1 protein-coding gene is annotated in these 11,645 nt (G+C 70.2%); it reads left to right on the top strand.

Translation table 11 applies throughout. From position 1 onward, the window contains the following. Positions 1–4: 4 nt before the first annotated feature. Entirely contained in the window at positions 5–11,548 is an 11,544-nt protein-coding gene (locus tag BJ998_RS12480) for an SDR family NAD(P)-dependent oxidoreductase (RefSeq protein ID WP_376775857.1), read from the top strand. The last annotated feature ends 97 nt before the right edge of the window (positions 11,549–11,645 follow it).

Genomic DNA, 11,645 nt, shown 5'->3' with positions numbered 1-11,645 from the left:
CGAAGTGTGGAGCCCGAAGATGACTACCTCCAACGACCAACTCGTCGATGCGCTGCGTGCTTCGCTGAAGGAGACCGAGCGGCTCAAGCAGCAGAACCGCCAGCTGCTCGGCAGCAACTCGGAGCCGATCGCGCTGGTCGGCATGGCGTGCCGGTTCCCGGGTGGGGTGCGGTCGCCGGAGGACCTGTGGGAGCTGGTGTCCGGCGGCGTGGACGCGATGTCGCCGTTCCCGCAGGACCGGGGCTGGGACCTGGACACGCTGTTCGACCCGGATCCGGACAAGCCCGGGAAGTCGTACGTCCGTGAGGGCGGCTTCCTTGACGACGCCGCGGATTTCGATGCTGGGTTCTTCGGGATTTCGCCGCGTGAGGCGGTGGCGATGGATCCGCAGCAGCGGCTGCTGCTCGAAGTCTCATGGGAGGCGCTGGAGCGCGCGGGCGTTGATCCGTTGTCGTTGGCGGGTTCGTCGACTGGTGTGTTCGTTGGTGTGATCACGAATGATTACACGTCGTCGGTTCCGGTGGTGTCGGAGGATGTGCAGCCGTTCCTGGGCAATGGTGGTTTCTCCAGTGTGGCGTCGGGTCGGGTGGCGTATTCGCTGGGTTTGGAGGGTCCGGCGATCAGTGTGGATACGGCGTGTTCGTCGTCGTTGGTGGCGCTGCACTTGGCGGTGCAGTCGTTGCGTCGTGGTGAGTGTGGTTTGGCGTTGGTGGGTGGTGTGTCGGTGATGGCCAACACCATTGCCTTCACCGACTTCTCCCGCCAACGTGGCCTGGCCACCGACGGCCGGTGCAAGGCGTTCGCTGCGGCTGCGGATGGAACTGGCTGGTCTGAGGGTGTGGGTGTTGTTGTCGCGGAGCGTCTGTCGGATGCGCAGCGGCTTGGGCACCGGGTGTTGGCAGTTGTCCGTGGTTCGGCGGTGAATCAGGATGGCGCGTCGAACGGGTTGACCGCGCCGAATGGTCCGTCGCAGCAGCGGGTCATTCGTTCCGCGTTGGCCAACGCTCGGTTGACGACGGCCGATGTCGACCTGGTGGAAGCCCACGGCACGGGTACTAGGCTGGGTGATCCCATTGAGGCGCAGGCTGTTCTGGCTACGTATGGTCAGGATCGGTCGGAGCCGTTGTGGCTGGGGTCGTTGAAGTCGAACATCGGGCATTCGATGGCGGCCGCCGGTGTCGGTGGTGTGATCAAGATGGTGATGGCGTTGCGGCATGGTGTGATGCCGCAGACGTTGCATGTTGATGAGCCGACTCCGGCGGTGGACTGGTCGGCTGGCTCGGTGGAGTTGCTGACGGAGAACCGCGAGTGGCCGGAGGTGGATCGTCCTCGCCGGGCTGGTGTGTCGTCGTTCGGGATCAGCGGCACGAACGCCCACGTGGTCCTTGAGCAGGCTCCTGTTGTTGAAGCGTCCACTGTGGAATCAACGCCTGCTGGTGTTGTGCCCTGGGTGTTGTCGGGACGTACCGCCGAGGCGCTGCGGGAGCAGGCCGACAGCCTTGCGCGGTTCCTGACCGACCGGCCGGAGTTGAGGCCGGCGGACGTCGGGTACTCCCTGGCGACCACGCGCTCGGTGTTCTCGCATCGAGCAGTGGTGGTGGGCGCTGATCGTGAGCAGTTGCTGGCCGGTGTCGCCGGTGTGGCCGAAGGCGAGTCGGCTGCTGCGGCAGCTGTGTCGCCGGTGTTTGTCTTCCCTGGTCAGGGGTCGCAGTGGGTTGGCATGGCGGTTGAGCTTGCTGCCCAGTCCCCGGTGTTCGCCTCGGCGCTGGCTGACTGTGAAAAGGCGCTGGCTCCGTTTGTCGACTGGTCGCTGACGGCGGCGTTGAGCTCGGCGGAACTGCTTGAGCGTGTTGATGTTGTGCAGCCGGTGTTGTTCTCGGTGATGGTGTCGCTGGCTCGGCTGTGGGAGTCGGTCGGTGTTCGCCCGGGTGCCGTCCTGGGTCACTCCCAGGGTGAAATCGCCGCTGCCTGTGTGGCCGGTGTGCTGTCGCTCGACGACGCCGCGCGTGTGGTGGCGTTGCGGTCGCAGGCGATCGGTCGGGTGTTGTCCGGTCGTGGTGGGATGGGGTCGATCGCGGCCTCGTTTGAGCAGGTCAGTGAGTGGATCGGCCGATTTGACGGGCTGTCTGTCGCGGCGGTGAACGGTCCCTCGGCGGTGGTGGTCTCCGGTGACGCCACAGCCCTGGCTGAGCTGGTGGCCTGGTGCGAGGGCGAGGGCATTCGGGCTCGGGTGATCCCGGTGGACTACGCGTCCCACTCGGCCGTTGTCGAGGAGCTTGAGTCGGAACTGCTGGAGGCCCTGGCTCCGATCACGCCGCGGTCGGCGTCGGTGCCGTTCTTCTCCACGGTCACCGGTGACTGGGTCGATGGCTCGGAGTTGTCGGCAGAGTATTGGTACACGAACCTGCGTGAGACGGTTCGGTTCGCGCCGGCGGTGGAGGCGTTGGTCGGCCAGGACTTCGGGGTGTTTGTCGAGGTCAGTGCGCATCCGGTGCTGGTCAGTGCCATCGACGGTGCCGAGGCCGTGGGGACGCTCCGCCGGGATGATGGCGGTTGGGATCGGTTCCTGACCTCGGCCGGTGAGGCGTTCGCCCGTGGTGTCGCCGTGGACTGGGCTTCTGTTTTCCCCGAGGGCCTGAGCGTTGTCGACCTGCCGACGTATGCCTTCCAACACCAGCGCTTCTGGCTGGAGAACGCCGGTGCGGTATCGGACGTCGCCTCCGCTGGTCTGGGGTCGACGGGCCACCCGCTGCTGGCGGCCGTGGTTGTCGTGCCGGAGTCAGATGGTGTTGTGCTGACCGGCCGGCTGTCCTCGCGGACCCATCCGTGGCTGGTTGACCATGCGGTGTCCGGCACGGTGTTGCTGCCCGGCACGGCCTTCGTCGAGCTGGCCGTTCGAGCCGGTGACGAGGTCGGCTGCGGCCACGTGGACGAGCTGACCCTGGCCGCGCCGCTGGTCGTCGGCGACCGCGTGGTGCTGAGGGTCGTAGTCGGCGGCGCCGACGAGGCCGGCCGGCGCGAGATCACCGTGTACTCGCAGTCCGGCGACGGGCTGCCCTGGGTGTGCCACGCCACCGGCGTGGTGAGTGCCAGTGCGCCGGCGGCCGGCTTCGATCTGTCGGCGTGGCCGCCGGTCGACGCCGAGCCGGTGTCGGTGGACGGCTTCTACGAGAACCTCGCCGGCCTCGGCTACGGCTATGGCCCGACCTTCCAAGGCCTGCGGGCGGCGTGGCGGCGTGGCGACGAGGTGTTCGCCGAGGTCGCGCTGCCCGACCGCGTCGACGTCACGGGTTTCGGCCTGCACCCCGCGCTGGCCGACGCCGCGTTGCACGGGATCGGCATCGGCGGCAAGGGCGACTCGCTGCTGCTTCCCTTCTCCTGGAGCGGCATCACCCTGCACGCCAGCGGCGCCAAGGCGCTCCGCGTGCACATCGAACAGTCCGAAGTAGACGGCTATCGCCTGCGGTTCGCCGACCCCGAGGGATCTCCCGTCGCCACGGTCGAATCGCTGGTGCTGCGACCCGTCTCGGGTGATCAGCTGGCCGCGAGCAACGAGGTCCCCGACACCCTGTTCCGCGCCGAATGGACCAAGATCGCAGCCACGGACGTCGAGCCCGACGCCACGTGGATCGTGCTCGGCGGCAACGACTTCGACCTGCCGGGACGCTCGTGCGCGAGCCTCGACGCCATCGAGGACGTACCCGACACGGTGTTCGTCACCGTCACCGGGCAGCAGGACTCCGAGCGGCTGCCGGACCGCGTCCGGAACACCCTCGCCGACGCACTGCAGGCGGTGCAGACCTGGCTAGCCGACGACCGGTTCGCGCGGTCGCGGCTGGTGGTCGTGACCCGCGGCGCGGTGCTGACGGAGCCCGGTGAGCGGGTCACCGACCTGGTCGCCGCGCCCGTCTGGGGTCTCGTGCGCTCGGCGCGGGCGGAGAATCCGGGACGGTTCGTGCTGGTGGACGTGGACGGCTCTGCCGACGGGCTGGCCGCCGGACTGGCCACGGGCGAGCCGGAGTTCGCGCTGCGCGGCGGTGCCGTGCTCGCCCGTCGCCTGGTGCGCGCCACCCTCGCCGACCAGCTCATGCCGCCGGCCGACGCGCCGAGCTGGCGCCTGGACGCGACCGTCCGGCAGACGCTCGACAACCTCGAACTGATCCCCGCCCCGGAGGCCGTCGCGCCGCTGCGGGCCGGCGAGGTCCGGGTCGGCATTCGCGCCGCCGGCATCAACTTCCGCGACCTGGTGTCGCTGCTCGGCCTGGCCGCCACCGAGGAGGTCATGGGCGGCGAGGCCGCCGGCGTCGTGGTCGAGGTCGGCCCCGGCGTGACCGACCTGGCGGTCGGTGACCGGGTGGTCGGCCTGTTCGTCGGCGCGTTCGGGCCGCTCGCCGTGACCGAGCGCGAATACCTCGCGCCGCTGCCGCACGGCTGGACCTTCGCCGAGGCGGCGTCGATCCCGATCGCCTTCCTCACCGCCTTCTACGGCCTGTTCGACCTCGGCGGACTGCGCCGCGGCCAGCGGGTGCTGATCCACGCCGGCGCCGGTGGCGTCGGTATGGCGGCGGTGCAGCTGGCGCGCCACTTCGGCGCCGAGGTGTTCGCGACCGCCAGTCCGGGCAAGTGGGACGTGCTGCGGTCGCTCGGGTTGGACGACGACCACATCGCCTCGTCGCGGGATCTTGCCTTCGAGGAGAAGTTCCTTGCCGTGACGGGCGGTGCGGGCGTCGACGTGGTGCTGAACTCGCTGGCGCGTGAGTTCGTGGACGCGTCGCTGCGGCTTCTCGTTGGTGGCGGCCGGTTCCTGGAGATGGGCAAGACCGACATCCGGGACGCCGACCGGTATCCAGGTATCAGCTACCGCGCGTTCGACCTGACCGAGGCCGGCCCGGACCGCACGCGGGACATGTTGGACCAGATCCTCACCCTGCTCGACCAGCGGGCCGTGGCACCGATTCCGGTGACGGCGTGGGACGTTCGCCGCGCGCCGGAGGCGTTCCGGTTCATGAGCCAGGCCCGGCACGTCGGCAAGATCGTGCTGACCATTCCCCGCGCGTTGGACGTCGACGGAACGGTGCTGGTCACCGGCGGCGTCGGCACGCTGGGTGGAATGGTTGCCCGTCACCTGGTCGTGGAACACGGCGTGCGCCAGCTGGTGCTGACGGGTCGTCGTGGGCTGGAGTCCCCGGGCGCGGCCGAGCTGGTGACCGAGTTGACCGAGCTGGGTGCTTCGGTTGATGTGGTGGCGTGTGACGTGTCCGATCGCGCGGCGGTGGAACGCGTTCTGGCCGGCGTTCCGGTTGAGCATCCGCTGACGGCGGTGGTGCATGCGGCCGGCGTGCTGGACGACGGTCTGGTGGAGTCGCTGACGCCGGAGCGTTTGGACAAGGTGTTGCGCCCCAAGGTGGATGCGGTTGTTCACCTCCACGAGTTGACGCTCGACTGCGATCTGGCGGCGTTTGTGGTGTTCTCCTCGGCCGCCGCGACGCTGGGGGAGTCGGGCCAGGCCAACTACGCGGCAGCGAACACGTTCCTGGACGGGCTGATGGAACTCCGGCGCGGACTTGGCCTGCCCGGCGTGTCGCTGGCCTGGGGTTTCTGGGAGCAGCGCAGCGGCATGACCGCGCATCTGTCCGATGTGGACATGCAGCGGATGGCTCGCGGCGGAGTCGTCCCGCTGTCGTCGGAGCTCGGCCTGTCCTTGCTGGACAAGGGCTTCGCGTCGGCGCGGCCCACGCTGGCGCCGATCAGGCTGGACGTCGCCGCGTTGCGGTCGGCCGGCGAGGTCCCGGCGGTACTGCGCGGACTCGTGCGGGCTCCGGCTCGACGTGCCGTGCAGGCGACGGCGGCGCTGTCCGGCGGCCAGTCGCTGGCCGACCGGCTGCTGGCCATGGCGGTGGCGGAACGTGAGCACCTGCTGCTCGGCATCGTGCGGGACAACGTCGCGGCCGTGCTCGGGTTCGCCGACCCCGAGTCGGTCGCGCCGACCCAGGCGTTCAAGGAGATCGGGTTCGACTCGCTGACGGCGGTGGAACTCCGCAACCGCCTGAACACGGCGACCGGGCTGCGGCTGTCCGCGACCGTGGTGTTCGACTACCCCAACCCGACCGTGCTGGCCCGGCACCTGTGCGCCGAGTTGGTGGGCGAAGCGCCCGCGCCGGTGCAGAGCGTGCCGGCGGCGCGGGAGTCCGACGACGACCCGATCGTGCTGGTCGGCATGGCGTGCCGGTTCCCGGGTGGGGTGCGGTCGCCGGAGGACCTGTGGGAGCTGGTGTCCGGCGGCGTGGACGCGATGTCGCCGTTCCCCGACGACCGGGGTTGGAACCTGGACAGCCTGTTCGATCCCGACCCCGACAAGGCCGGCAAGTCGTACGTGCGCGAGGGCGGTTTCCTCGATGCCGCCGGCGACTTCGATGCCGGGTTCTTTGGGATTTCGCCGCGTGAGGCGGTGGCGATGGATCCGCAGCAGCGGCTGCTGCTGGAGGTGTCGTGGGAGGCGCTGGAGCGCGCGGGCGTTGATCCGTTGTCGTTGGCGGGTTCGTCGACTGGTGTGTTTGTCGGTGTGATCACGAATGATTACACGTCGTCGGTTCCGGTGGTGTCGGAGGATGTGCAGCCGTTCCTGGGCAATGGTGGTTTCTCCAGTGTGGCGTCGGGTCGGGTGGCGTATTCGCTGGGTTTGGAGGGTCCGGCGATCAGTGTGGATACGGCGTGTTCGTCGTCGTTGGTGGCGCTGCATTTGGCGGTGCAGTCGTTGCGTCGTGGTGAGTGTGGTTTGGCGTTGGTGGGTGGTGTGTCGGTGATGGCGAACACCATTGCTTTCACGGACTTCTCTCGCCAGCGGGGCTTGGCCGCCGATGGCCGGTGCAAGGCGTTCGCCGGGGCTGCGGATGGAACTGGCTGGTCTGAGGGTGTGGGTGTTGTTGTCGCGGAGCGTCTGTCGGATGCGCAGCGGCTTGGGCACCGGGTGTTGGCAGTTGTCCGTGGTTCGGCGGTGAACCAGGATGGCGCGTCCAATGGGTTGACCGCGCCGAATGGTCCGTCGCAGCAGCGGGTGATCCGGGCGGCGCTGTCCAACGCCGGTCTGTCCACTGCGGACGTTGACCTCGTCGAAGGGCATGGCACCGGTACTCGGCTGGGCGACCCGATCGAGGCGCAGGCGGTGCTGGCGACGTACGGTCAGGATCGGTCGGAGCCGCTCCGGCTGGGGTCGTTGAAGTCGAACATCGGGCATTCGATGGCGGCCGCCGGTGTCGGTGGTGTGATCAAGATGGTGATGGCGTTGCGGCATGGTGTGATGCCGCAGACGTTGCATGTTGATGAGCCGACTCCGGCGGTGGACTGGTCGGCTGGCTCGGTGGAGTTGCTGACGGAGAACCGTGGCTGGCCGGAGGTGGATCGTCCTCGCCGGGCTGGTGTGTCGTCGTTCGGGATCAGTGGCACGAATGCCCACGTGATCATCGAACAGGCTCCGGCGGTCGACGAGCCCACCGTGGCGGAGACGCCGGCCGGTGTTGTCCCGTGGGTGCTGTCGGGGCGGTCGGCCGAGGCGCTGCGGGCGCAGGCTGCCCGACTCGCCGAGTACCTCGGTGAGCGCCCCGGCCTCAACCTCGCCGATGCCGGGATCTCGCTGGTGCGGACCCGATCGGCCTTCGAGCACCGCGCGGTGGTTGTCGCGGCCGACCGTGACGACATGCTCGCCGGACTTGCCGCCGTGGCAGAGGAATCTGTCGACGCTGCCCTGACCTCGGTCGGCCCAGGCCCGGTGTTCGTGTTCCCCGGTCAGGGTTCGCAGTGGGTTGGCATGGCGGTTGAGCTTGCCGCCCAGTCCCCGGTGTTCGCCTCGGCGCTGGCCGAGTGTGAGCAGGCGCTGGCTCCGTTCGTTGACTGGTCGCTGACCGAGGCTCTTGGGTCGGCGGAGCTGCTTGAGCGTGTTGATGTTGTGCAGCCGGTGTTGTTCTCGGTGATGGTGTCGCTGGCTCGGCTGTGGGAATCCGTCGGCGTCCGTCCGGCCGCTGTGCTGGGTCACTCTCAGGGTGAGATTGCCGCCGCGTGCGTGGCTGGTGTGCTGTCGTTGGAGGATGCCGCTCGTGTGGTGGCGTTGCGGTCGCAGGCGATCGGTCGAGTGTTGTCCGGCCGTGGCGGCATGGCATCGATCACCGCCTCCGTTGACCACGTCCGTGACCGCATTGCCCAGTGGGACGGCGCTTTGTCGGTCGCCGCGGTGAACGGGCCGTCGGCAGTGGTGGTGTCCGGTGACGCCGCTGCACTGGCCGAGCTGGTCGCCGGCTGCGAGGCTGACGGCGCTCGGGCCAGGGTGATTCCGGTGGATTACGCCTCGCACTCGGCGGTTGTCGAGGAGTTGGAGGCGGAGCTGCTGGACGTTCTCGCTCCCATCACGCCCCGGTCGGCGTCGGTGCCGTTCTTCTCCACGGTCACCGGCGACTGGGTCGACGGCTCGGAACTGTCGGCTTCCTACTGGTACACCAACCTGCGCGAGACTGTGCGGTTCGCCGAGGCCAACCGGGCGCTGCTGGCCGGCGGGCATCGGGTGCTGCTGGAGGTCAGCGCGCATCCCGTGTTGACGGTGCCGATGCAGGCCACGGTCGAGGACGTCGGCGTCGACGCGGTCGTGCTGGGTTCGCTGCGTCGCGACGACGGCGGCTGGGACCGGTTCCTGACCTCGGCTGGCGAGGCGTTCGCCCGTGGCGTCGCCGTCGATTGGCTCTCGGTGTTCCCGGCCGGCGCGAAGACCGTCGATCTGCCGACCTACGCCTTCCAGTCCCAGCGGTACTGGCTGGAGAACGCCGCAGGCGTGTCGGACGTGGCCTCCGCCGGCCTGGGCTCCACCGGACACCCGCTGCTGGCCGCCGCCGTCGAACTGGCCGACTCCGACGGCGTTGTCCTGACCGGCAGGCTGTCGACGCGCACGCACCCGTGGCTGGCCGACCACGCCGTGACGGGAACCGTGCTGCTGCCGGGAACAGCCTTCGTCGAACTCGCGGTCCACGCCGGCGACCAGGTCGGCTGTGACGTGGTCGAGGAGCTCACCCTGTTGGCACCGCTGGTCTTCGGCCCGAGCGCGGTCAACATCCAGGTTGCTGTCGGGGCGGCGGACGACGCCGGCCGGCGAGCCGTCACCGTCCACTCACGACCTGACGACGACCAGCCCTGGACCGCACACGCCAGCGGCACCCTGACGGCCGGCGCGCCCGCGCCGGAGTTCGACCTGACGGCGTGGCCGCCGACCAATGCCGAGGCGCTCGACCTCGCCGGGGGCTACGACGAGCTGGCGCTGCAGGGCTACGAATACGGCCCGACCTTCCAGGGCCTGCGGGCGGCCTGGCGTCGTGACGGCGAGGTGTTCGCCGAAGTCGCCCTGCCGGAAGGCGTTGCGGGCGAACGGTTCGCCGTGCATCCCGCGCTGCTCGACGCCGCCCTGCACGCACTCGGCGCGGCCGAGGAGACGGATCCCGACGCCGGCGTGCGGCTGCCGTTCACGTGGACCGGCGTCACGGTGCACGCGACCGGCGCGACCATGCTGCGGGTCCGGCTGACCCCGCAGGACGACGATCGGTTCCAGGTGGCCGTCGCCGACGCGACCGGCGCCCCGGTGGCGTCCGTCGCCGGCCTGGTCATGCGGCCGATCTCCACCGACCAACTGCGGGCGGCGACCGATCCGCTGTACCGGGTCGACTGGATCGAGCTGCCGGAAGTCGAGGCGCCGCAACGGCAACGGCCGTGGGCGGTACTCGGCACCGACGAGTTCGGCCTCGTCGACACGCTCAAGGCCGACACCCCCGACCTGGCGGCCTACCCGGACCTCGACCGGTTCTCCGAGGCCCTCGCCGCCGGCGACCCGGTGCCGGAGGTCGTCTTCACCACCCTCGGAAGCTCCACTGTGGACGATGTGGTGCTGCCGACGGCAGTGCGGGCCGCATCGGTTCGGGCGCTCCACCTCGCCCAGGCCTGGCTCGCCGACGACCGGCTGGCCGACTCGCGGCTCGTCGTCGTGACCAGGGGCGCTGTCGCCACCGATGGCGGCGCGGTCGCCGACCTGGCCACCGCGCCGGTGTGGGGCCTGCTCCGGTCCGCACAGGCCGAACACCCCGGTCGCGTCGTGCTGGTCGACGTCGACGACACGACCACCGTGCCGCCGGCCGTGCTGGCGCTCGGCGAACCTGAGGTCGCCGTGCGGGACGGCAAGCTGCTCGGCCGCCGGCTCGTCGCCGTGGACGACATTGCGGAGCCGAGGCTCGACGCGTCCGGAACCGTGCTGGTCACGGGCGGTACCGGCACCCTCGGCGCGCTCATCGCACGGCACCTGGTGACCGCGCATGGGGCCCGCACCCTGCTGCTGACCAGCCGACGCGGCGAGACGGCCGCCGGCGCGGCCGACCTCAAGGCGGAGCTGACCGAACTCGGCGCCGACGTGACCATCGCGGCCTGCGACATCGCCGACCGCGACGAGCTGGAGCAGCTGCTCGACACGGTCCCCGATCTGACGGCGGTCGTGCACACGGCCGGTGTCGTCGACGATGGCGTGCTCGGCTCGCTCACCCCGGAGCGGCTCGACACCGTGCTGCGGCCCAAGGTCGACGCCGTGCTCAACCTGCACGAACTGACCCGTGACCGGGAACTGTCCGCGTTCGTGCTGTTCTCCTCGGCGGCCGGCACGATCGGCAGCGCCGGCCAGGCCAACTACGCCGCCGCGAACGTGTTCGTCGACGCGCTGGCGGCCAACCGCCGGGCCGAAGGACTGCCGGCGACCGCGCTGGCCTGGGGATTCTGGGCCGAACGCAGCGAGCTGACCGGCCAGCTCGACGACACCGACGTGGCCCGGATGGGCCGCTCCGGCGTCGTCGCGATGGACTCGGCCACCGGCCTCGCGCTGTTCGACGCCGCGCTCGGCGTCGACGAGGCCGCGCTGGTCCCGGTCCGGCTCGACCTGGCCCGGATCCGGACCCGGCTCGCCGACGCCGACGGCCCGGCCGTGCTGCGCGGGCTGGTCAAGCTGCCGGTTCGCCGCGGCGCGGCCGGCGCGGCGCCGGACAGCTCCGAGGTGGATGCCCTGATGCGGAGGCTGGCCGGCTTGTCCGGCGCGGACCGCACGAAGGCGGTGCTGGACCTCGTTCGCACGCAGGTCGCGGGCGTGCTCGGCTTCGCAGGGCCGAACGCGGTCGCGGCCAACCGAGGCTTCCTCGACCTCGGCTTCGACTCGCTCACCGCGCTGGAGCTGCGCAACCGCGTCGGCAAGGCCGTCGGCATCCGGCTGCCGGCCACGCTGATCTTCGACTACCCGTCCCCGACCGCGCTGGCCGGCTACCTGGTCGAGCAGCTGCCGATGGCCTCGCCGGCCCCGCTGGCGGCCGAGCTCGACCGCCTGGAAACGGCCGTCGACCTGCCGGACGACCTGCGGGCGGTGGTCGTCGAACGGCTGCACGACCTGCTGGCCAAACTGGGCCCGGGCGACGTGGTCGACGTGCTCGCCGACGCCACCGACGACGAGATGTTCGCGTTCATCGACGAGCAGCTGGAGACCCCCTGACCTTGGGGCCGCTAGGGGTGGTTCGACCACTTCGGCGACGGCCAAGCTGGGGGCAACAAGAAGGTTGTCCCGAGTGAGGCGCGGACACGGGCGTGTT

Source organism: Kutzneria kofuensis (genome assembly GCF_014203355.1).
Classification (GTDB): Bacteria; Actinomycetota; Actinomycetes; order Mycobacteriales; family Pseudonocardiaceae; genus Kutzneria; species Kutzneria kofuensis.
The sequence above is the reverse complement of the archived record's forward strand: the minus strand, read 5'-3'. Positions and strand labels throughout refer to the sequence as shown.